This is a genomic window from Achromobacter sp. Marseille-Q4954 (genome assembly GCF_943737025.1).
Classification (GTDB): Bacteria; Pseudomonadota; Gammaproteobacteria; order Burkholderiales; family Burkholderiaceae_B; genus Achromobacter; species Achromobacter bronchisepticus_A.
In genome coordinates, this window is the sequence record NZ_CALSFQ010000001.1 from 2,193,187 (window position 1) to 2,214,647 (window position 21,461).

Sequence of the window (21,461 nt, forward strand, 5' to 3'; positions counted from 1 at the left end):
GCGGCCGCGACGCTACGCGTCCGCCCCCAGCCGCCCGCCGGCGCGCACGATGCCGCAACGCTTGTGCGCCCGCATCACCACGCCGACTTCGCTGTTCAACACGCCGTCCAGCTCGCCCAGGCGGCGCGTCACGACATCCCACAGATGCAGGCTGTCGCGGCACAGCACGTGCCAGAACAGCTGCGACGCGCCGCTGGTGCCGAACAGGCAGCGGGTGTTGGGGTCCAGCGCCAGATGCGCGGCCAGCGCGTCCACGGCTTGCGGGCGCACCTGCACCGAAATCACCGCCTCCACCGGAAAGCCGACCAGCGCCGGCTCCACTTCAACGCGGAAACTCAGCGCACGGCGCTCCACCATGTTGTGCAAGAGACGCTGCGCGGTGGGCTCGCTGACGCCGGCATGCTCGGCCAGTTCCGCCAGGCTGGCGCGGCCGTCGCGCATCAGGTAGGCCACCATGCGCTGTTCAGCGTCCGTCAATGCCGCGGGCGGCTGCGCCGCGGCGGGCTCGGCCGCCGCCCCATCGGGCTGGGCCTGGATACGCCACTGGCCGGCGCGGCGGAACGGCCGCAGCACCAGCCGCGCCTCCACGTGCTCCACCCCGTCGATGGACGGCAGCACGCGCGTCACCACGTCCGGCATGTCGGCGGCGTCCGCCAGCGTCAGCTCGGCCATCAGATCGGCCGAACCGGCCAGCGTGACCACCAGCTGGCTCAGGTCCAGCCGCGCCAGCTGATCCGCCACCTCCGGCACGCGGCCCGACCGGCAGCGCACCCAGGCGTGCAGCACCACGCCGCGTCCGGTAGCCAAGGGATCGGGTTCCGCGATGACACGCAGGGCGTCGGCATCCATCAGGCGCTTGATGCGGCGCGCGACGGTGCGCTCGGGGATGCCGGTGGCGGCGCCCAGCTCGCGCCAGGATGCGCGGGGGTCCGCCTGCAGCGCGATGAGACAGGCGAGATCGGTGTCGTCCAGCCCCGGAGCTAGGGGCTTACCCTTACTTGACGTGTCCATATTCATTAAATTAACGTTCGCGCATTGATAAAAACACAAAATTAAACGGTCTTTTTGACCAAAAATAAATTCTTATTTGAGGTTTTCATGAGCAGCACTTCAGCGCCCCTGCGCAAGCCGCAGGGGGCAGCCGCCTCGGCCGGCACCGCGCCCGTCTCCCGCTCGCGCACCATTCTGGCCGGTAGTGTAGGCAATGCCGTCGAATGGTTCGACTGGACCATCTACGCGTCCTTCGCCATCTTCTTCTCCAGCCAGTTCTTCCCCGAAGGCAACGAAACCACGGCCCTGCTGGCGACCTTCGGCATTTTCGCCGTGGGCTTCTTCATGCGCCCGGTGGGCGGCTGGCTGCTGGGCATCTTCTCCGACCGCTACGGCCGCAAGGCCGCGCTGGGCCTGACCATCCTGATGATGGCCGGCGGCTCGCTGATCATCGCCGTCACCCCCACCTACGCCTCCATCGGCCTGGCCGCTCCGCTGCTGCTGACCGCCGCGCGCCTCTTGCAAGGCCTGTCGCTGGGCGGAGAGTATGCCTCGGCCACGACCTTCCTGGCGGAAATGGCGCCGCCCAACAAGCGCGGCTTTTACTCCAGCTTCGTGTTCTTCAGCGCCGCCGTGGGCATCCTGGCCGCCTCGGCCATCGGCTGGGTGCTGACCTCGACCTTGACCAAGGCCGAGATGGCCGCATGGGGTTGGCGCATCCCGTTCTTCCTGGGCGCCTTGGGCGGCCTGGCCGGTATGTGGATCCGCCGCTCCATCCCGGAAACCGAAGCGTTCTCGCACGCCAAGAAGGCCGGCGTCGAAAAGCAGCCGCTGCGCACCCTGCTGCGCGACCACCCGCGTGAAGTGCTGCGCATCGTGGGCTTTTCCATCCTGACCACGTTCGCGTTCTACATCTTCGTGGCCTACGTACCCACCTACGCCATCCGCCAGGTGCATGCCGACCCGAAGACCGCGTTCGCCGCAAACACCGTCGCGCTGATCGTATTCATGCTGGTGCAGCCGCTGTTCGGCATCCTGTCCGACCGCATCGGCCGCAAGCCGCAGCTGATCTTCTTCGCCGCCGGCTACCTGGTGTTCTTCTACCCGCTGATGACCACGCTGGGCCCGTCGTTCGGTTCGATCCTGGCGGTGGAGCTGTTCGGCCTGGTGCTGTATGCCATGTACACCTCGATCGCGCCGGCCATCATGTCCGAACAGTTCCCCACCAGCGTGCGCGCCGTCGGCATCGGTACGCCGTACAACCTGGTCGTCGCCTTGCTGGGCGGCACCACGCCCTACCTGCTGACCTGGCTGCAGAGCAAGGGCATGGAGCGCTGGTTCTTCTACTACGTGCTGGCGGGCGCCGTGATCACCCTGATCACCTTCATCCGCATGCCGGAAACCAAGGGCCAGAGCCTGAAGTAAGCAGAGAGAACGAACGTCACGCACCAGCGCTTTCCGGTTCCCGCGGGACCGGAAAGCTTTTTCTTTTCCGATGAGACCCATGCCAGCACTAGACACCGCCCTGCACTTCCAAGACGCCCAGGCCCTGGCCGGCGCCATCCGCCGGCGCGAACTGAGTTCGCGCCAGGTCACCACCCACTTCCTGGACCGTATCGAGCGCGCCCCCGCGCTGGCCGCCTACAGCGAAGTCACGGCCGAGCGCGCGCTGGCCCAGGCCGACGCCGCCGACCGCCTGCTGGCCGCGGGCATTCTGCTGGGTCCGCTGCACGGCGTGCCCGTGGCGGTGAAGGACAGCGTGCAATGGGAGGGCGTCAGCGTCTGTCTGGGTTCGCTCGCCCTGCAGGGCCGGATCAGCGACGTCACGGCGGTCCCGCTGCAACAGCTGGCCGCGCAAGGCATGGTGGTGCTGGGCAAGACCCGCATGACCGAATTCGCCTTCGGCCTGTCGGGCCAGAACCCCACCCAAGGCACGGCGCGCAATCCCTGGGACGCGCAGACCGCGCGCGCGCCGGGCGGCTCGTCCAGCGGCGCGGGCGTGGCCGTGGCCGCCGGCCTGGCGCCGCTGACGCTGGGCGGCGACACCGGCGGCTCGGTGCGCGCGCCCGCGGCGCTCAACGGCCTGGTGGGCTACAAGCCGTCCACCGGCGTCATCAGCCGCACCGGCTGTCTGCCCTTGTCGGACACGCTGGACGTGCTGGGTCCGATCACGCGCACCGTGGCCGACGCCCGCCTGCTGACCCAACTACTGGCCGGCCCCGACATCGGCGACGCGGCCACGCTGGACTTTCCCGCAAGCGCCATCGCCGCCTTGCGCCAGCCCGCCGCGCGCGGCCCGGGTCCGGTGGCCGTGCTGGCGCCCGAGGCCTGGCCCGCCCCCTTGGCCGAGGCCGGCCTGCGCGCCTGGCGCGAGGCCGAGGAAAACCTGGCGCGCGCCGGCTACACGCCCACGCCCTGGCATCCGCCCGCGGCGCTGTCCTTTGCCCGCATGGCCGACGACAACTCCGTGGTGCTGGCCTACGAGGCCTACCGCTACTACGGCGCGTTGGCCGAAGACCCGGCCACGCCGCTGTGGGACGTGGTGCGCAAGCGCATCGCGGCCGGCGGCCGCATCGCGCAGGCCGACTATGAAGCCGCGCTGCAACGCCGCGCCGCCGACATGGCCGCATTCGCGCAAGCCATGCAAGGCCTGGACGCCCTGCTGATGCCCGCCTGCGACCAGGCCGCGCAAGCGCTGGACGCCGACGATACGCGCCACGCGGGGTTGGGCAAGCTGCTGCGCCCCGCCAACTTCCTGGGCGCGGCCGCCATCTCGCTGCCTGTGGGCTTCGATGCCGAAGGCATGCCCATGGCGGTGCAGTTGCTGGCGCCGGCAGGCGGCGACGCCGCAATGCTGGATTGCGCCGCGGCGCTGGAACCGGTGCTGGCGCCGGCGCTGCGCCGGCCGGATTTGTCAGGCTGGGGGCTGTAAGGTCGCTGCCGCAATGAAAAAGCCCCCGCACTGCGGGGGCTTTCTTGTTCAAGCGCCGGGAAGGCTTACGCGCCCTTCTTCAGCGCCTGGACCTTGTCCGTGGCTTCCCACGAGAATTCCGGCTCGGAACGGCCGAAGTGGCCATAGGCGGCGGTCTTGGCGTAGATCGGACGCAGCAGGTCCAGCATGTTGACGATGCCCTTCGGACGCAGGTCGAAGTGCTCGCGCACCAGCTTGGCGATCTGGTCGTCGGGGATGACGCCCGTGCCTTCCGTGTAGACGGTGATGTTGATGGGCTCGGCCACGCCAATGGCGTAGCTGACCTGCACCTGGCACTGGCGCGCCAGGCCGGCGGCCACGATGTTCTTGGCCACGTAGCGGGCCGCGTAGGCGGCCGAACGGTCGACCTTGGACGGATCTTTGCCCGAGAACGCGCCGCCGCCGTGCGGGCAAGCGCCGCCGTAGGTATCGACGATGATCTTGCGGCCGGTCAGGCCGCAATCGCCTTGCGGGCCGCCGATGACGAAGCGGCCGGTCGGGTTGACCAGGAACTTCGTTTGCGGCGTGATCAGGCCTTCGGGGAAGCTGGGCTTGATGATGTCTTCGATCACCGCTTCGCGGATGGTTTCTTGCGAAACCTCGGGTGCGTGCTGGGTCGACAGCACCACCGTGTCGACTTCCGCCGGGCGGCCGTCGATATAGCGGAACGTCACTTGCGACTTGGCGTCGGGACGCAGCCACGGCAGGCGGCCGTCCTTGCGCAGCTCGCTCTGGCGCTGCACCAGGCGGTGCGCGTACCAGATCGGAGCAGGCATCAGATCGGGAGTTTCGTCGCAGGCATAGCCGAACATCAGGCCTTGGTCGCCCGCGCCCTGGTTCAGATAGTCTTCAGAGCTGCGGTCCACGCCCTGGGCAATGTCCGGCGACTGCTTGTCGTAGGCGACCAGCACCGCGCAGCCTTTGTAGTCGATGCCGTATTCGGTGTTGTCGTAACCGATGCGGCGGATCGTGTCGCGCGCGACCTGGATGTAGTCGACGTTGGCGGTGGTGGTGATTTCGCCAGCCAGCACTACCAGACCGGTGTTGCAGAGGGTCTCGGCTGCGACGCGCGCATTCGGGTCCTGCGTGAAGATCGCGTCCAGGATCGAGTCGGAGATCTGGTCGGCAACCTTGTCGGGGTGCCCTTCGGAGACGGATTCGGAAGTAAAGAGAAAGTCGTTGTTGGCCACAGATGCGTCCTTGGTGACCGGCATTGCCGGCGCATAGGTTCACGAGGCGCGTTGCACCCCTGACCGCATGACATACGCAAATCTGGGCGCGACGCTTTAGCGGATTTGGCAAGAGGCGCGCAAAGCGCTGTACCCTTGCCGTCGCCCCGCAAGTTGTCGGTTAACTCGGCGACTGCGCTATTTTAAGCGAAAATGCGGTTCTGCCGCCAAAGCTGGGGGACGTATGCATATATCCCGGCCCCAGGCGCACTTTCTGTCCGTCCCATTTTTCTGCCGCATGCTGCTCTTCCTGTTCAGATCATTCGCCGCCCTGCCCCTTTCCGTCGCGCACGCCGTGGGGCGGCTGGCCGGGCGCGCGATCTACGCCTGGCCGGGCAAGTACCGCCGGCGGCTGCAGGCCAACGCGGCCCAGGCCGGTTACCCCGATCCGGCTTTCGCGCGGCGCGCGGCGGGCGAAATCGGCGCCATGATCCTGGAGAGCCCGCGCGTCTGGTTCCGCAATGAACAAAGCCTGGCTCAGGTGATCTCGGACGACAACGACGTGGTCAGCGCGGCCCGCGCCGAGAACCGCGGCATCCTGTTCCTGACGCCGCACCTGGGCTGCTTCGAGATCACCGCGCGCTACCTGGCCCGCCAGATGCCCATGACCGTCATGTTCCGGCCGCCGCGCAAGGACATCCTGGCCCCGCTGCTGGAAACCGCGCGCAATACCTCGGCCGTCAATGCCGTGCCGGCCACCATGCAGGGGGTGCGCGAATTCGTGCGCGCCCTGCGCCGCGGCGAATCCGTCGGCATGCTGCCCGACCAGGCGCCCAGCGTGGGCGACGGCGTCTGGGCGCCGTTCTTCGGGCGCATGGCCTACACCATGACGCTGCCCGGCAAGCTGGCCACGCAAACGGGCGTGCCCATTATCCTGACCGCTGGCGAACGGCTGCCGGGAGGCCGGGGCTGGCGCATCCACTATGTCCGCGTGCCCGAACCGCTGCCCGCCGATGCCGCCGAGCAGGCCGCGTTGCTCAACGCCGCCATGGAAACGCTGATCCGCCGCTGTCCGGAGCAATACCTCTGGAGCTACAACCGCTACAAGACGCCGCGTGGCGCCCCGCCGGCCCCCGCCGCCGACACTCCTGCTTCGGCCAGCTGAACCGCCGCGCCCCGTCCGCTCCCTATTTCCCACCATGACTGATTTCAAAACGCGCGCGCTGGTATCCCTGATGAAATGGTTCGGCCGCATCAAGCCGTCGACCCGGCAGCGCATCGGCGCAACCCTGGGCTGGCTGGCGCCGCGGCTGGCCAAGTCGCGCACGCGCATCGTGCGCCGCAATCTGGAACTGTGCTTTCCCGACCAGCCCGAACACGTGCGCGAACAGTGGGTCGCGGACCACTTCCGCGCACTGGCGCAGTCCATCGTCGACCGCGGCGTGCTCTGGTACGGCACGCCCGAGGCCATCAAGGAGATGGTCACGCAAACTGGCGCTGACCGCATCAACGAACTGACTGCCCAGGGCCGCCCGGTGATCCTGCTGGCGCCCCATTTCATCGGGCTGGACGCTGCCGCGACGCGGCTCACCATGGAGGTGCCCAGCGGCGCCACCATGTACACGCCGCAAAGCGATCCTCAGGTCGACGCCATTGTCGCCGCCGGCCGCAAGCGCTTCAACGAAGTGTTCCTGGTCAGCCGCAAGGACGGCGTGCGCGACCTGATCCGCCACCTGCGCGAGCGCCGTCCCGTCTACTACCTGCCGGACATGGACTTCGGCCGCCAGGGCGCCACCTTCGCGCCGTTCTTCGGCGTGCCGGCGGCGACATTGCTCGCCACCGCCCAACTGGCCAAGAAATGGGATGCCGCCGTGCTGCCCATCCTGGACTTCTGGAACCCGGATACCGGCCGCTACCACGTCGAAGTGCTGCCGCCGCTGGCCGACTTCCCCGGAACCGACTCGCTGGAAGACGCCACCGCGCGTCTGAACCGCGAGCTGGAATCCTGGGTGCGCCGCTGCCCCAGCCAGTACTACTGGGTCCATCGCCGCTTCAAGACCCGTCCGCCGGGCGAACCCAAACTCTACTGAGTCCGCGGCCCGCGCCGCTCGCGCCCCAATATGGGCGATAATCCAGTGATGAACTGGAACTTCACCAAAATGCATGGCGCGGGCAACGATTTCGTCGTGCTCGACGGGGTCCGCCAGACCATCGAAATGACGCCCGAACGCGCCCGCGCCTTGGGCGACCGCCATTTCGGCATAGGCGCCGACCAGATCCTGCTGGTCGAGCCCGCGACCCGGCCCGACGCCGATTTCCGCTACCGCATTTTCAATTCCGACGGCAGCGAGGTCGAGCACTGCGGCAACGGCGCGCGCTGCTTCGTGCGCTTCGTGCATGAGCAGGGCCTGTCCGACCGCAATCCGCTGCGCGCCGAAATCGCCACCGGCATCCTGGTGCTGGACCAAGGCGACGACGAACAAGTCACCGTCGACATGGGCAGCACGCGTTTCGAGCCCGCCGCGCTTCCGTTCGACACCGCCGGCCTCTCCTCGCGCATCGAAGGCCAGGACACGCTGTGGGAACTGGAACTGGACGCGCCCGCCGGCCTGCCGCGCACGGTCGCGCTATCCGCCGTGGCGATTTCCAATCCGCACGCCGTGCAGGTGGTGGACGACGTCGACACCGCGCCGGTTTGCGTTCTCGGACCGTTGATCGAAACCCATCCGCGCTTCCCGCGCCGCGTCAACGCCGGCTTCATGCAGATCGTCGACCGCAACAACATCCGCCTGCGCGTGTTCGAACGCGGCGCCGGCGAAACCCTGGCTTGCGGCACGGGCGCCTGCGCCGCCGTCGCGGCAGGCATTCGCCGCGGCCTGCTGGACTCGCCGGTGCGCGTGCAAGCGCGCGGCGGCGTTCTGACCGTCGCCTGGAACGGCGAGCAATTACGCATGACCGGCCCAGCCGAGTCCGTCTTCACGGGGCAGGTCGATATCGACAAGCTCGTCTTCTCCATGGGGCTGAACCGATAAGCCATGACTGATACCGCTATTACCGCTCAGGACGTCGCTGATTTCCTGCAAGAGAACCCTGGCTTCTTCGACGATCACGCAGACGTCTTCGCCACGTTGCAGGTGCCGCATCCGCACGGTTCGCGCGCCATTTCGCTGGGCGAACGCCAGATCCTGACGCTGCGCGAGCGCAACCGCGAACTCGAATGGCGCCTGAACGAACTCGTGCGCAACGCCACCGCCAATGAAAGCATCGGCACGCATGTGGCCAAATGGTGCTGCCGTCTGCTGTCCGAATGCGATCCGCAGCATGTGCCGGGCGAGATCGCCCTGGGACTGGCCGAACAGTTCGAGCTGAACCACGTGGCGCTGCGCCTGTGGGATCTGTCGGAACTGCCGGCGACCGGCTACGGCGAACCCGTCACGCAAGACGTACGCACCTTTACCGACAGCCTGAAGACGCCGTACTGCGGCGCCGACACCGAATTCGAAGCGGCCGGCTGGCTGGATGCCAAGCCCAAGTCCCTGGCGCTGGTGCCGCTGCGCCTGGAAGCCGACGGTCCCGCCGTCGGCCTGCTGGTGCTGGGTTCGGACGACGCCGAGCGCTTCACGCCTGAAATGGGCACGACCTTCCTGGAATCCATCGGCCAGCTGGCTTCGGCGGCGCTGCATCGCCTGAATCCGGCCTCGCCCAAGGCCTAGCACCGACACGGGCGGACGCCATGGCGAAAACCACGCAAGCGCAAGACGCGGCCCCGCCCGAAACTCCCCTGCCGGACGCCATGAGCGCCTGGCTGCGCCATCTGGAAACCAACCGGCGCTACTCGCCCCACACGCTGGACGGTTATCGCCGCGAACTGCATTTCCTGCGCGAGCTTGCCGACCAGGCCAAGCTGCCGCTGGACAAGATCGGCAACGGCCACATCCGCCAGTTCGTGGCGCGCCTGCACGCCCAGGGCCGCGGGCCACGCAGCCTGGCGCGCACCCTGGCGGCGTGGCGCGGCTTCTATCAATGGTGGGCGCCGGCCATCGAACTGGCTGGCAATCCCGTGGCCGGCGTGCGCGCCCCCAAGGCGCCGCGCGGCCTGCCCAAGGCCCTGTCCGTGGAACAGACCCAGGCCCTGCTGGACCGCGCGCCCGCACAAGTGGCGAACGAACCGGCCGCGTTGCGCGACCAGGCCATGTTCGAACTGCTCTATTCCAGCGGCCTGCGGCTGTCGGAACTGGTCGGGCTGGACCTGCGCTATGAACGTTCCGGCAATTACGAATCGCGCGGCTGGCTGAGCCTGGAAGAGGCCGAAGTCATCGTCCTGGGCAAGGGCGGCAAGCGCCGCTCGGTGCCCGTGGGCCAGGCCGCGCTGGCGGCCCTGCGCAAATGGATCGCGGCGCGCCCGCAGCTCGCGCCCTTCACGGCGCAGCCCGAGGACGCGGCCGCACTGTTCCTGGGCGCGCGCGGCCGCCGGATTTCGCCGCGCGTGGTGCAGCTGCAACTGGCGCGCATCGCGCAGCAGGCCGGCGTGCCCACGCATGTGCACCCGCACGTGCTGCGCCACAGCTTCGCCAGCCACGTGCTGCAATCCGCGCAGGACCTGCGCGCCGTGCAGGAAATGCTAGGCCACGCCAACATCTCGACCACGCAGATCTACACCCGGCTGGATTTCCAGCATCTGGCCCGCGCCTACGATCAGGCGCATCCTCGGGCCGGACGCAAATCCTGAACGCCGCGGGCCCCGCGCGTTCCGCGGGAACGGCTGCGCGAATTCGCACGGCCGCTTCCTAGCCGCCACCCGCGATCACGCCGCCCAGCAGCATCACGCCCAGCAACAGCACCGCCAGTGCCGCCAGCGCTTCCACGCCGTAGCGCAGGCGCGCCGCGCCGGCGCTGGACAGGCGGCTGCCGATGCGCGTGGCCGCGCCGCCCGCCGCGACCGCGAGGCACGCCAGCGCCGCCACCGTCAGCCCGGTACCCAGACCCATCGCCAAGGCCGAGGCCACGCCGGCCAGGAAGAAACCCTGCGCCAGGGCGAATACCAGCACGATCAACGCGCCGCTGCACGGGCGCAAGCCCACGGCCAGGATGGCCGTAGCCGCACGGCGCCAATTCAGCGGACCCGACACCTGCGCGGGCGCAGGCACATGTGCGTGGCCACAGCCGCAATCGTGATCGTGGTGCTGATGGTGAGAGTGCTCATGCCCATGGCCGTGATCAAGCATCGATTCCGCGGGCGCTGGCCCTGCGCGGGTCCGCAACAGCGGACGGATCGCCTTGACCCACACCAGCCACATGCCCAACAAGGTCACCAGCGCATACGAGCCAAGTTCCAGCCAGCGCGTCGCGTTGTTCATCGTGGCCGCGGTGGCGTTGAAGATCAGCGCCAGCACCGCCACCAGCGCGATCGCCACCAACGCCTGGATCAGCGCGGACGCCAGCGCCAGCAGCGCGCCGTTGCGTGCGGTCTGGCGGTTGGCCAGCACATAGGAAGAGATCACCGCCTTGCCATGCCCCGGCCCCAGCGCATGGAATACGCCGTAGGCGAAAGACAGCCCGATCAAGGCCCAGGCCGCGCCGCCCTCGGCCTGCCAGGCGCGAACGGCGCCCGTCAGCTGCCGGTAGAAATGGCTTTGCCAGACCGACACCTGGCCAAAGAAGCCGGCCAGCCAGCCCGGCCCGCCCACGCTCGCTCCGCCCTCCGGCACGCCGAAGGGATGCGCGCCCTGGGCCGCGGCCGCAGCCGCGCCGCCCAGCAGCAGCACGGCCAGCAGCGCGAGCACTACTCGCATCGCACCTCGATGCGGTGCGTCAACCCCTTGGTGATCGCGAATAACTCGTCCGGCAAGGCGTCCGGGTCGGCCGGGATCGCGGCCAATTGCTGCATGGTTTTCCAATCCAGTTCCTTGGGCTTGCGGTAGGCGGACGTGCAGGTCTTGGCGCCTTGCCCGCCCAGCGATACCGCGCCGCTTTGATCGAAGGCGTAGGCCACGAAATAGGTGGGATCGTAGATGTCCACCTGCGCGCCGCCTGCACCCGGTGCCACGGGCGTGGCCAGCGGCAAGGTGAAGGACAGCGTCAGCCGCGTGGTCTTCGGATTCCAGTCGACGCGCGCATCTTGCGGGGCTGCGAAAGCCGAGGTCTTGCCGTCCACGGTGACGCGGGTGAAGTAGTGCGAGATCGGCTCGCCCAGCGCCTGCATCCAATCGCGCGCCATGCCCTGCAGGATCTCGGGCGACAGCGAACCGTCCTTGCCCTTCTTCAATCCCTGCGTGGCGTAGGCGCCGAACATCTCGTCAAACAGCCAGACCTGCCGCAGCGCCGTGATGCGCTGCTGTCCATCGATATCGATCGCCGCGCGGGCATCGATCCACATATGCGGGTGTGCGCTGGCGGCGCCCGCCGCCAGCAGCATCGCCGCCGCGGTCAGGGCTGCATGGCCGCGGCGAGCTGACGTGCGTTCCATTCAAACATTTCCAGGTAGGTAGCGCCGGGCTGTCCGGGCTTGGACAGGGCGTCGGAATACAGCGTACCACCCACCTTGGCGCCGGTTTCGCGCGAGATCTGCTGGACCAGCTTGGGGCTGCTGATGTTCTCCACGAATACCGCCGGCACGCGCTCGCGCTTGACCTGTTCGATGATGCGCGCCACCTGGCCCGCGGCGGGTTCCGCATCCGTGGACACGCCCATCGCGGGAATGAACGCCACGCCGTAGGCATCGCCGAAATAGCCGAAGGCATCGTGAGAGGTCACGATCTTGCGGCGCTCGGCCGGAATCGCGGCGAAGGTCTTGCGGACCTGCGCGTCCAGCGCCTGCAGGCGCGCGATATAGGCTTGCGCGCGCTGGCGATAGGCGTCGGCATGCGCGGGATCGGCAGCGGCCAGGCCTTCGGCCACATTGCGGGCGTAGATGACGCCATTGGCCAGGTTCTGCCATGCGTGCGGATCGGCGCCGCTGTGATGATGGCCATGACCATGGTCGTGGTCGTGGTCGTGGTCGTGGTCGTGGTCGTGGCCATCATCATGCCCGCCGCCCGCGAACGTGCGCGTCTTCACGCCCTGGGACGCGACCACGGTGGCGCCGGCAAAGCCCGACGCCTTCGCCAGGCGCGGCATCCAGGTCTCGAAATCCAGGCCGTTGACGAACAGCACGCGCGCCGCTGCGAGCTTCTTCGCGTCGCCCGGCGTCGGCTCATATTCGTGCGCGTCCCCATCGGGCCCCACCAGCGTGGCCACGCTGACGTCGGCGCCGCCCACTTCCCGCACGATATCGCCCAGGATCGAAAAGCTGGCCACGGCCGTCAACGGCTCGGCGGCCTGCGCGGTTCCGAACAGCGCCGACAGGCACAGGCCGGCCGTGGCGAGCAGCGCGCGGCGGCGCGCCAGGGAATGGAAACGCATGGCGTATCTCCTTTGGATGAGTCAGGCGCGGCGCATGCGGCGCCGCGCCGGCAGCAGCCCGCCTTGCGGGCCGCCTACGATGGAAAACAGATAGCAGGCGCCGGCCGCCAGGATGATGGCGGGCGAGGCCGGCACGTTGAAGTGGTACGAAATGAGCAGACCGGCCGTGGACGCCGCCACGCCCAGGCCCGCGGCCAGCGGAACCTGGCGGGCGGCGGAGCGGACCCAGAAGCGCGCGGCGGCGGCCGGCAACATCATGATGCCGACCACCATCAACGTGCCCAGCACCTGAAAGCCCGCCACCAGGTTCACCACCACCAGCACCAGGAAAGCCATGTGGACCCAGCCCCCACCGCCGCCGCTGGCGCGCAGGAAACCCGGATCCAGGCATTCGGCCACCAGCAGCCGGTAGATCGCCGCCAGCGCCAAGAGAGTCACGCTGGCCGTCGCCGTCACCAGCAGCAATGCCGCGTCGTCCAGCCCCAGCACCGTGCCGAACAGCACATGCAGCAGATCCATATTGGAGCCGCGCAGTGACACCAGCAGCACGCCCAGCCCCAGCGATATCAGATAGAAGGCGGCAAAACTGGCGTCCTCGCGCAGCGGCGTCATGCGTGCCACCAGTCCTGCCAGCAGCGCCACGGCCAGCCCGGTGACGATGCCGCCCAGCATCATCGCGCCCAGCGACAGACCGGCCAGCAGAAAGCCCGCCGCCACGCCGGGCAGGATGGCGTGCGACATGGCATCGCCCATCAGGCTCATGCGCCGCAGCACCAGGAACACACCCAGCGGCGCGGCGCCCAACGACAGGGCGCAGGCGCCGGCCAGCGCGCGCCGCATGAAGCCATAGTCCAGGAAGGGCGACACGACCCATTGCGCCAGGCTCATGCGCGGGCCTCCGCCAACCACTGCCGCGCCCGCTTCAGATGCGCGTCGTTCAGCGTGTGTTCGGTGTCCCCCCACGCCACCACCGAACCGGACAGGAGCAGGCATTCGGGGAAATGGTCGCGCACCAGATCCAGGTCATGCAGCACCGCGATCACGGTGCGGCCCTGGCCGTGCAGGCCGCAAAGCAGGGCCATCAGGTCGTCGGCCGTGTGGCTGTCCACGGCGGCAAAGGGTTCGTCCAGCAACAGTACGGGCGCATCCTGCACCAGCATCCGCGCGAACAGCGCGCGCTGCATCTGCCCGCCCGACAGCGCGTCCACGCCGCGTCCGGCCGCGTCGGCCATGCCCACGGTCTCCAGCGCGTCCATGCAGCGCTCGAGCTCCTGGTTCGCATACCGGCGCCATCCCCCCACTCGGCGCCAGGCGCCCATGGCCACCAGATCCAGCACCGACACCGGGAACGAACGGTCGAGTTCGGCGGCCTGGGGCAGCCAGGCCAACTCCGAACGGCCCGCGCCGCCGATGCGCACGCTGCCGGCCATGGGACGCAGCACGCCCATGATGCCCTTGATCAGGGTGGACTTGCCCGCGCCGTTGGGACCGACCACGGCGGTCATGCCGCCCGCGGCGAAACACCCCGATACCGACTTGAGCGCGGCGTGCCCATGCCAGCCAAAGGACGCGTCGGCCAGTTCGATGGTGACCGGCGCGTTCATCGCGCCCACCAATCCAGCGCCCACCCGGTCAAGGCCCACAAGGCGGCCGCGGCAGCTAGGGCGGCGGCCATGCGGCGCCAGGCGGAGACCAGGAAGGCGGAACGCGGCGGGGGAGCTTGCCGCGGCGCGGCTTCGGGCCGCCGGGGCAAAAGCGTGAAATGGGACATGGAAAGAATGCGGAGGCGAATAGCGGCTACAGTCAGTTTTATTATGTTATATCATAACCAAACGGCTTGATTCCACGGCGTTCGCCCGCATCTGGATGTTTTCTGCTACCTTCCAGGCATCTCGCGCGCATCGCGCGCGTTTTCCATAGAGATAAAGCCAGCCATGTCCGCACCGTCCCGCCCCCCTCGCAGCGATACCGTCGGCGCCCAGCTCAGCGTCGCCGAAGCGCTGTGCGAGCAGCGCGGGCGCCGCCTTACCCCCATCCGCCGCAAGGTGCTGGAACTGCTGCTGCGCCACGGCCGCAGCCTGAAGGCCTATGAATTGCTTGATGCGATGCGCGCCGTGCATCCGGGCGCCGCGCCCCCCACCGTGTACCGCGCCCTGGACTTCCTGATGGACGAGGGCCTGATCCACCGCCTGGACGCCGTCAATGCCTGGAGCGCCTGCCACGACGCGGGCGGCGCGCCCCACGACCTGCTGGTCGTCTGTACGGGCTGCGGCGCGGTCGCGGAAGTGTCCGACCCCGCCATGAGCCGCCAACTGGCCGAACGAGTCGCCCAGACCGGCTATGCCCTGGCCACGCACGAAACCGAAATCCGCGCGCTGTGCCCTCAGTGCCAGCAGAAGCAGCCCGCCGCGGACGCCGGCCACGGCCACCACCATCATTAAGAACTAGTGCCGGCAGGCAGCCCGCCCGCCGCTCTCCGCCATCGGATGCAAGCCCGCGCAGAACGTTTCATCCGGATGCGCGCATCGTGCTCTTGAAATCGGGCAAACCGCCCCCAAATAGTGGTATCGCCCGATACTTGACGGCGTACGGACGCCATCTGGATGGCTACGGCCCCAGGGTTGACCCTGGGTTTGCCCCCTGCCCCCGACTGTGCTGTAATCCTGCGTCCGGCCGCTGCAGGCGGCCCACGCAGCCTGCGGCAAACATCCTCCGGCAAAGACTGGGAAACCCCGTCCAAACGTCGCAAGACGGCGTTGCAAGACAGGGTTGCGATCCCCGCCGAGAGTTCCTGTTTAACGCCTTGACTTCACGCTAGCAGCTTCGCCATGAACACCCCGCGCAGTTTGGACAAAATGGTTCCCGTCACCATCCTCACCGGCTTTCTCGGTGCGGGCAAGACCACCCTGCTCAAACGCATCCTGACCGAATACCATGGCCGCCGCGTGGCGGTCATCGAAAACGAGTTCGGGCCGGAAAGCATCGACAACGACCTGCTGGTGCAGGACCGCGACGAAGAAATCATCGAGCTGTCCAACGGTTGCGTCTGCTGCACGGTGCGCGGCGACCTGATGCGCACGCTGGGCGAACTGCGCGCCAAGCGCGAAGCCGGCGAACTGTCTTTCGAACGCGTCATCATCGAAACGACCGGCATGGCCAACCCCGGCCCCGTGTGCCAGACGTTCTTCATGGATGACGACATTGCCGAGTACTACCGCCTGGACGCGGTGGTTACGGTGGTCGACGCCAAGCACGGCATGGCCACCCTCGACGCCCAACCCGAAGCCCAGAAGCAGGTCGGTTTCGCCGACCGCATCCTGATCTCCAAGCGCGACCTGGTCAACGAAGTCGACTACGAAGCGCTGCGCCACCGCCTGGTTCACATGAACCCGCGCGCGCCGATCACCCCGGTCAACTTCGGCGAAGTCGACCTGAAGTCCATCATCGACATCAGCGGCTTCAACCTGAATTCCATTCTGGACATCGACCCGGATTTCCTGGCCGATGAGCACCCCGACGCCGCCCATGACCACGGCCACGATCACGACCATGGACATGACCATGGCCACGATCATGACCATGATCACGAAGGCGACTGCGGGGCGCATTGCAATCATGCCCACCATCATCACCACCACCAGCACGACGACGAAATCGGCGCGTTCGTGTTCCGTTCCAACAAGCCGTTCGATCCCGCGCGCCTTGAGGAATTCCTGGGCGGCGTGGTGCAGGTCTATGGCCCCGACCTGATGCGCTACAAGGGCATCCTGTACATGAAGGGCATCAACCGCCGCATGTTGTTCCAGGGTGTGCACATGATGATGGGCGCCGAACCCGGCAAGCCGTGGACCGCAGCCGAAAAACCGTCCACCAAGATGGTTTTCATCGGCCGTAAGCTGCCCCAGGAGATTTTCACCCGGGGCTTGGAGCAGTGCCTGGCGGGGTAATCCCCCTTCCTGACGTGACGTGATGCGACGAAGGCAGTACTGTGAGGTACGAATAGCGTAGGCAACAAGTAATACGGACCGGGAATGAACGCCCGCGCCAGGATCGATTCATAGTGGAGTGTTTTCATGGCTACCAAGGCAGCAACCAAGAAATCAAGCAAGTCGACGAGCGATACGGCGATTGATCTGCCCAGCGAGAAGGAATTGCTGGCCATGCCCGAGTCCGACTATATGAACGAACGCCAGCTGGCGTTCTTCAAGGAACGGCTCAAACAACTCGAGCAGGACATCCTGGCCAACGCCGGCGAAACCACCGAGCACCTGCGCGAAACGCAGTTCGTGCCCGATCCCGCCGACCGCGCCACGATCGAGGAAGAACACGCCCTGGAGCTGCGCACCCGCGACCGCGAGCGCAAGCTGCTGAAGAAGGTGCAACAGTCCATCGCCCGCATCGACAGCGGCGAATACGGCTGGTGTGAGGAAACCGGCGAACCCATCGGCATCCCGCGCCTCTTGGCCCGCCCCACGGCCACCCTGTCGCTCGAAGCGCAGGAACGCCGCGAGATGCGCCAGAAGCTCTACGGCGACTGATCCGTCCCGTATTCAGGCCCTACGCTGAAAGGCTATGCTGGTTTCCAGCATGGCCTTTTTCTTTGGCCGGCACGCAAAGGGGACGCAAGCGTCCTGCCTTGATTTCCCCGCAACCGCCCCCAGCTAATCCCTTCATAGGAAGGAACGCATGGAACAATTTCACGCCACCACCATCGTGTGCGTGCGCCGCGGCAACCGCGTCGCACTGGGCGGCGATGGCCAGGTCACCCTGGGCAACATCGTCATCAAGGGCACCGCCCGCAAGATCCGCCGCCTGTACCACGACAAGATTCTGGCCGGCTTTGCCGGCGCCACCGCCGACGCGTTCACCCTGCAGGAACGCTTCGAGGCCAAGCTGGAAAAACACCAGGGCAACCTGATGCGCGCCGCGGTCGAACTGACCCGCGACTGGCGCACCGACCGCGTCCTGCGCCGCCTGGAAGCCATGCTGATCGTGGCCGACGCCGAGCACACGCTGGTGCTGACCGGCAACGGCGACGTGCTCGAACCGGAACACGGCCTGGCCGCCATCGGCTCCGGCGGCGCCTACGCCCAGTCGGCCGCCCTGGCGCTGCTGCGCAACACCGAGCTTTCGCCAGAAGCCGTCGTCAAGCAATCGCTGGAAATCGCCGGCGACCTCTGCATCTACACCAACCAGAACCACGTCATCGAAACGCTGGGCGACTGACGCCCGCCACGCGGCGCGCCCGTCGCGCCGCGGCCGCCACCCCAGCCTGCCCTAGCTTCAAGGATCCGCCCTCATGTCCGCATCCAACATGACGCCCGGAGAGATCGTCTCCGAACTCGACAAGTACATCGTCGGCCAGAACCGCGCCAAGCGCGCCGTGGCCGTGGCGCTGCGTAACCGCTGGCGCCGCCAGCAGGTCGCCGAACCCCTGCGCCACGAGATCCACCCCAAGAACATCCTCATGATCGGCCCCACCGGCGTGGGCAAGACCGAAATCGCGCGCCGCCTGGCCAAGCTGGCCAACGCGCCCTTCATCAAGATCGAAGCCACCAAGTTCACCGAAGTGGGCTACGTGGGCCGCGACGTCGACACCATCATCCGCGACCTGACCGAATACTCCATCAAGCAGACCCGCGAACTGGAAATGCGCCGCGTGCGCACGCAAGCGGAAGACGCCGCCGAAGACCGCATCCTGGACGCCCTGGTGCCGCCCCCGCGCGGCGCCTCCGGCGAACCGGAACGCGGCGAGGACAACAGTGCCCGCCAGACCTTCCGCAAGCGCCTGCGCGAAGGCAAGATCGACGACCTCGAAATCGAGATCGAAGTTGCCCAGGCCGTGCCGCAGATGGACGTCATGACGCCTCCCGGCATGGAAGAAATGGCCGAACAGCTGCGCGGCATGTTCGCCGGCATGGCGCGCGACAAGAAGAAGCCCAAGAAGATGAAGGTGCGCGAAGCCTTCAAGCTGATCGTCGACGAAGAAGCCGCCAAGCGCGTCAACGAAGAAGACCTGCGCACCGTGGCGATCAACAACGTCGAGCAGAACGGCATCGTCTTCCTGGACGAAATCGACAAGATCGCGGCCCGCCAGGAATCTGGCGGCGCGGACGTCTCGCGCCAGGGCGTGCAGCGCGACCTGCTGCCGCTGGTCGAAGGCACCACCGTCAACACGCGCTACGGCATGGTCCGCACCGACCACATCCTGTTCATCGCGTCCGGCGCCTTCCACCTGTCGCGCCCCTCGGACCTGATCCCTGAACTGCAGGGCCGTTTCCCGATCCGCGTCGAACTGGAATCGCTGACCGCCGAGGACTTCGTGCGCATCCTGTCCGACACGGATGCCTCGCTGACCAAGCAGTACACGGCGCTGATGGCGACCGAGGACCTGCAGCTGGAGTTCACCGAAGAAGGCGTGCGCCGCCTGGCGGAGCTGGCCTTCGAAGTCAACGAAACCACCGAGAACATCGGCGCGCGCCGCCTGTACACGGTGATGGAGAAACTGCTGGACGAGCTGTCCTTCGACGCCACCGCCAGCAGCGACAAGAACGTCAAGATCGACGCCGCCTACGTCAACGCGCAACTGGCAGAAGCCGCCAGCAGCCAGGACCTGGCGCGCTACGTGCTGTAGTCCCCGCGGCCGCGCCTTGCGCGCCGCCAGCAAAACGCCGTCCGCAGCCTGGCGCTGCGGACGGCGTTTTCTTTTGCCGGGCGGCAGGCCCGGCCTGGACGCGGCGCCTACCCGGAACGCTAGTTGCTGATCGCGGTCACGATGTACTTGCCGTCCTTGCGGACCGCCGTGAAGCGCACCTTGTCACCCGCCTTGATCTTGGCCAGCAGCGCCGGATCGGCTTCATAGACCAGCGTCATCGCGGGCAGGTCCAGCGCCTTGATGGCGTCATGCTTGATCGTGACCTTGCCGCCGGCCGGATCCACCCGCCGCACTTCCCCGCTGGCCTCGGCCTGCTGCGCGAACGCCAGCGGCGCGGCCAGCGTGACGACGGCCACCGCCGCCGCGGCGGCCATGGGCATTGCATACTTGCGGTCAAAAATCATGCAGATATCCTCCGATTGCAGGGAAAGCGCGGAACCGGCGTCCCCGCTTTCCATAGTGCTAGGATACCGCCCTCGTGCAACAGTTCCCCCGCCCTGACGCAACAATTCTGACAGTTGATTGCGGAATACGCGGGCCGCGCCACCCCGATACATGGCTGGACGCAAAACCCCTACCTTTCGTCACTCATTTCAGGAGCTCCCATGGCCAACCGCTTATCCGTCATCGCCACCCGCACGGGAGACGACGGCACCACGGGTCTGGGGGACGGATCCCGCACGCCCAAGGACGCCCCGCGCATCGCGGCCATCGGCGACGTCGACGAACTGAACAGCGTAATCGGCGTATTGCTGACCGAGGATCTGCCCGCCGAGATATCCGCGGATCTGCTGGCCATCCAGCATGACCTTTTCGACATGGGCGCGGAACTTTGCATCCCCGGTCACACCGCCCTGACGGACGAGCACATCGCCCGCCTGGACGCGCGCCTGGCCCACTACAACGCGGCCTTGCCGCCTCTGCGCGAATTCATCCTGCCCGGCGGTTCGCGCGGTTCGGCGCAGGCGCATGTGGCGCGCACGGTCTGCCGCCGGGCCGAAAGGGCCGTGGTGGCACTGGCGCGGGTCGACCAGGTGAACCCGCCCGTACGGCAATACCTGAACCGGCTGTCAGACCTGATGTTTGTGCTGGCGCGTTGTATAAACCAGCATGCGGGACAGAAAGACACGTTCTGGGCAGGCGCCCAGGCGCGCAAGTAGTCTCGCGGCCCTGTTGCGCTGCAGGGGCCTGAGGATTTGAAGAGATGAGTATCGTGGTCACCGGAGGAGCCGGTTTCATCGGCTCCAATTTCGTATTGGATTGGCTCGCCCGCAGCGACGAACCCGTCGTTACGCTGGACAAGCTCACCTACGCCGGCAACCCCGACAATCTGGCGCCGCTGCGCGGCGATCCCAGGCATACCTTGGTACAGGGTGATATCGGCAATCAGGAGGCAGTTGCGCGCCTGTTGCGCGCCCATAAACCGCGGGCCGTGATCAATTTCGCCGCCGAAACCCACGTCGACCGCTCCATCGCCGATCCCGAGCCCTTCATCCAGGCCAACATCGTGGGCACGTCGCGCCTGCTGACGGCGGTGCGCGACTACTGGACCGGCCTGCCGGCAGGCGAGCAGGCGCGCTTGCGCTTCGTGCACGTGTCCACCGACGAGGTCTACGGCACACTGGGAAAAACGGATCCCGCGTTCACGGAAACGACTCCCTACGCACCCAACAGCCCCTATTCCGCCAGCAAGGCGGCAAGCGACCACCTGGTGCGGGCCTTCCACACCACCTACGGCCTGCCCGTACTGACCTCGAACTGCGCCAACAACTACGGCCCCTACCAGTTCCCGGAAAAGCTGATTCCACTGGTCATCCACAACGCGCTGGCCGGCAAGTCCCTGCCGATCTATGGCGACGGCTTGCAGATCCGCGACTGGCTGTATGTGGCGGACCATTGCGATGCGATCCGCAAGATCCTGGAGGCCGGGCAACCGGGCGCAACCTACAACGTGGGCGGTTGGAACGAAAAGACCAACCTCGACGTGGTGCGCCACGTCTGCGCGCTGCTCGATGAGCTCAGCCCCAGGGCCGACGGGCTACCCTATTCCGCCCAGATCACGCATGTCACCGACCGGCCCGGCCATGACCGCCGCTATGCGGTCGATGCCGGCCGCCTGCGGCGCGAGCTGGGTTGGACGCCTGCCGAAACATTCGAAACCGGCATTCGAAAAACGGTACTCTGGTACCTGAACCACCCCCAATGGGTGGCGAACGTCGCCAGTGGCGCCTATCGCGACTGGGCCAAAAAACGCTACGAAACTTAGCAAGGGCCG

At 67.3% G+C, this 21,461-nt stretch carries 22 protein-coding genes; 14 read left to right on the forward strand and 8 right to left on the reverse strand.

Annotation, left to right across the window (positions count from 1 at the left end; genetic code table 11):
- Positions 1-12: 12 nt before the first annotated feature.
- A complete protein-coding gene (locus tag NGK62_RS10295; protein WP_059374125.1) occupies positions 13-1,017 on the reverse strand; it encodes an Lrp/AsnC family transcriptional regulator in 1,005 nt (334 codons plus the stop codon).
- 81 nt (positions 1,018-1,098) lie between these two features.
- On the opposite strand from NGK62_RS10295, the gene NGK62_RS10300 reads away from it, so the two are divergent.
- Both NGK62_RS10300 and NGK62_RS10305 read left to right on the forward strand, forming a co-directional pair.
- A complete protein-coding gene (locus tag NGK62_RS10300; protein ID WP_059374124.1) occupies positions 1,099-2,415 on the forward strand; it encodes an MFS transporter in 1,317 nt (438 codons plus the stop codon).
- A 79-nt stretch (positions 2,416-2,494) separates the two neighbouring features.
- Positions 2,495-3,922 (forward strand): amidase, encoded by a 1,428-nt coding sequence (locus NGK62_RS10305; RefSeq protein ID WP_251878251.1) that lies wholly within the window; start codon positions 2,495-2,497, stop codon positions 3,920-3,922.
- A gap of 65 nt (positions 3,923-3,987) precedes the next feature.
- On the opposite strand, the gene metK is transcribed toward NGK62_RS10305, so the two are convergent.
- Positions 3,988-5,151: a methionine adenosyltransferase gene (gene metK, locus NGK62_RS10310; protein ID WP_088143368.1), complete on the reverse strand. Its 1,164-nt coding sequence runs from the start codon at positions 5,149-5,151 to the stop codon at positions 3,988-3,990.
- 277 nt (positions 5,152-5,428) lie between these two features.
- Between metK and NGK62_RS10315 the strand changes: the two genes are divergently transcribed.
- Genes NGK62_RS10315 through xerC form a run of 5 tightly spaced genes read left to right on the forward strand, consistent with a single transcriptional unit; the run spans position 5,429 to position 9,859 of the window.
- Entirely contained in the window at positions 5,429-6,295 is an 867-nt protein-coding gene (locus NGK62_RS10315) for a lysophospholipid acyltransferase family protein (protein ID WP_059374122.1), read from the forward strand.
- Between the two features lie 34 nt (positions 6,296-6,329).
- Positions 6,330-7,220 (forward strand): lysophospholipid acyltransferase family protein, encoded by an 891-nt coding sequence (locus NGK62_RS10320; protein ID WP_251878252.1) that lies wholly within the window; start codon positions 6,330-6,332, stop codon positions 7,218-7,220.
- A gap of 30 nt (positions 7,221-7,250) precedes the next feature.
- Complete coding sequence (gene dapF / locus NGK62_RS10325; protein WP_251878253.1) at positions 7,251-8,162, forward strand: diaminopimelate epimerase; 912 nt, start codon at positions 7,251-7,253, stop codon at positions 8,160-8,162.
- A gap of 3 nt (positions 8,163-8,165) precedes the next feature.
- Positions 8,166-8,843: a DUF484 family protein gene (locus NGK62_RS10330; protein ID WP_059374119.1), complete on the forward strand. Its 678-nt coding sequence runs from the start codon at positions 8,166-8,168 to the stop codon at positions 8,841-8,843.
- 20 nt (positions 8,844-8,863) lie between these two features.
- The gene (gene xerC / locus NGK62_RS10335; protein WP_251878254.1) at positions 8,864-9,859 is read left to right on the forward strand and encodes a tyrosine recombinase XerC; all 996 of its coding nucleotides are present in this window, start codon (positions 8,864-8,866) and stop codon (positions 9,857-9,859) included.
- A gap of 58 nt (positions 9,860-9,917) precedes the next feature.
- Here xerC and NGK62_RS10340 read toward each other — a convergent pair whose 3' ends face one another.
- Genes NGK62_RS10340 through NGK62_RS10360 form a run of 5 tightly spaced genes read right to left on the reverse strand, consistent with a single transcriptional unit; the run spans position 9,918 to position 14,135 of the window.
- Positions 9,918-10,922, reverse strand: coding sequence for a nickel/cobalt transporter (locus NGK62_RS10340; protein ID WP_251878255.1), 1,005 nt, complete (start codon positions 10,920-10,922; stop codon positions 9,918-9,920).
- Positions 10,913-11,596 (reverse strand): DUF1007 family protein, encoded by a 684-nt coding sequence (locus tag NGK62_RS10345; protein ID WP_251878256.1) that lies wholly within the window; start codon positions 11,594-11,596, stop codon positions 10,913-10,915. Before NGK62_RS10345 ends, NGK62_RS10340 begins: the two co-directional genes overlap by 10 nt.
- Positions 11,557-12,531, reverse strand: coding sequence for a metal ABC transporter substrate-binding protein (locus tag NGK62_RS10350; protein ID WP_251878257.1), 975 nt, complete (start codon positions 12,529-12,531; stop codon positions 11,557-11,559). The genes NGK62_RS10345 and NGK62_RS10350 overlap by 40 nt, the downstream gene beginning before the upstream one ends.
- 21 nt (positions 12,532-12,552) lie before the next feature.
- Positions 12,553-13,419, reverse strand: coding sequence for a metal ABC transporter permease (locus NGK62_RS10355; RefSeq protein WP_118933500.1), 867 nt, complete (start codon positions 13,417-13,419; stop codon positions 12,553-12,555).
- Entirely contained in the window at positions 13,416-14,135 is a 720-nt protein-coding gene (locus tag NGK62_RS10360; RefSeq protein WP_118933501.1) for a metal ABC transporter ATP-binding protein, read from the reverse strand. Before NGK62_RS10360 ends, NGK62_RS10355 begins: the two co-directional genes overlap by 4 nt.
- Before the next feature lie 330 nt (positions 14,136-14,465).
- On the opposite strand from NGK62_RS10360, the gene NGK62_RS10365 reads away from it, so the two are divergent.
- The 5 genes from NGK62_RS10365 (at position 14,466) to hslU (ending at position 19,165) form a co-directional block, all read left to right on the forward strand.
- Positions 14,466-14,972, forward strand: a complete 507-nt coding sequence (locus NGK62_RS10365; RefSeq protein WP_118933502.1) for a Fur family transcriptional regulator — start codon at positions 14,466-14,468, stop codon at positions 14,970-14,972.
- Positions 14,973-15,359: 387 nt separating this feature from the next.
- Entirely contained in the window at positions 15,360-16,478 is a 1,119-nt protein-coding gene (locus tag NGK62_RS10370; RefSeq protein ID WP_054457043.1) for a CobW family GTP-binding protein, read from the forward strand.
- 126 nt (positions 16,479-16,604) lie between these two features.
- Positions 16,605-17,069: an RNA polymerase-binding protein DksA gene (gene dksA, locus NGK62_RS10375; protein ID WP_006389752.1), complete on the forward strand. Its 465-nt coding sequence runs from the start codon at positions 16,605-16,607 to the stop codon at positions 17,067-17,069.
- A 148-nt stretch (positions 17,070-17,217) separates the two neighbouring features.
- Positions 17,218-17,757: an ATP-dependent protease subunit HslV gene (gene hslV / locus NGK62_RS10380; protein WP_013396837.1), complete on the forward strand. Its 540-nt coding sequence runs from the start codon at positions 17,218-17,220 to the stop codon at positions 17,755-17,757.
- A gap of 73 nt (positions 17,758-17,830) precedes the next feature.
- Positions 17,831-19,165 carry an ATP-dependent protease ATPase subunit HslU gene (gene hslU, locus NGK62_RS10385; RefSeq protein WP_059374110.1) on the forward strand — a complete coding sequence of 445 codons (1,335 nt, stop codon included), beginning with the start codon at positions 17,831-17,833 and terminating at the stop codon, positions 19,163-19,165.
- A 119-nt stretch (positions 19,166-19,284) separates the two neighbouring features.
- Here hslU and NGK62_RS10390 read toward each other — a convergent pair whose 3' ends face one another.
- On the reverse strand, positions 19,285-19,590 hold the full coding sequence (locus NGK62_RS10390) for a copper-binding protein (protein ID WP_059374168.1): 306 nt from the start codon (positions 19,588-19,590) through the stop codon (positions 19,285-19,287).
- 201 nt (positions 19,591-19,791) lie between these two features.
- Between NGK62_RS10390 and NGK62_RS10395 the strand changes: the two genes are divergently transcribed.
- Both NGK62_RS10395 and rfbB read left to right on the forward strand, forming a co-directional pair.
- Complete coding sequence (locus NGK62_RS10395) at positions 19,792-20,346, forward strand: cob(I)yrinic acid a,c-diamide adenosyltransferase (RefSeq protein ID WP_251878258.1); 555 nt, start codon at positions 19,792-19,794, stop codon at positions 20,344-20,346.
- A gap of 44 nt (positions 20,347-20,390) precedes the next feature.
- Positions 20,391-21,452: a dTDP-glucose 4,6-dehydratase gene (gene rfbB, locus NGK62_RS10400; RefSeq protein ID WP_251878259.1), complete on the forward strand. Its 1,062-nt coding sequence runs from the start codon at positions 20,391-20,393 to the stop codon at positions 21,450-21,452.
- The last annotated feature ends 9 nt before the right edge of the window (positions 21,453-21,461 follow it).